This window comes from Streptomyces nanshensis (assembly GCF_001751255.1).
GTDB lineage: Bacteria > Actinomycetota > Actinomycetes > Streptomycetales > Streptomycetaceae > Streptomyces > Streptomyces nanshensis_A.
The window spans coordinates 1-638 of record NZ_LJGW01000108.1 but is presented as its reverse complement, the minus strand read 5'-3'; the positions used below and the strand labels follow the sequence as shown (position 1 = coordinate 638).

Here is a 638-nt window from a genome sequence, read left to right as displayed (position 1 = left end):
CGGGGGGGGCGGGGGGGGGAGGAGGCCCCAGGGGAGAGCCCCATTCACCACATAAGGGGTGAGCCCCCTGCACAACTTCCCACCCTGAAAACCGTAGAGCCCCCTCCACAACCGAACACCCTCACAACGCAGGCCGTTCCTGCGCCGCCGGCAACACCCCGGAGGCGACGGCCCGTTGGCGCGGTGCGGCGGAGCCCGTCCAGCAGGTGCCGCGTCGTGAGATGAGTCTGCGCAGCCAAAGTTCCGTGGAGACGAGGTCGGCGAGGCCGTCGAGGGGCAGCGGTTCGCCCTGGGACGCGGCGCGAATGGCTTTGCGTACGACGCGGGCCTCGACAAGTCCGGCGTCGGCGAGGAGCGGTGCGTCGAAGAGCGCGAGGAGTTCGCTCGCGGCGGTCCGCAGGCCCGCGCGCTGGGACGCGGCCTGGTACGCGTGCGACGGCGCGCCCCACCCGGCGGGCAGGTCGTGCACTCNCCGCCAGTACGGCCCGCAGCACCGACGCCCGGGCGCCCGGTTTGACGCGCAGCGCTTCGGGGAGGTCGCGGCAGGCGCGTACGACCTGGTTGTCGTAGAAGGGCGCGTGCAGCCGCTGGTTGCGCATCTCGGCGGCCTGTTCGAGTACGCGGTGGTCGGCGGCCTG

General features: G+C 73.0%; 1 pseudogene. It reads right to left on the bottom strand.

Annotated features, from left to right (window positions below):
• Positions 1 to 121: 121 nt before the first annotated feature.
• Positions 122 to 638, bottom strand: a pseudogene (locus tag AN218_RS05775) (asparagine synthase-related protein); the annotation flags it as partial.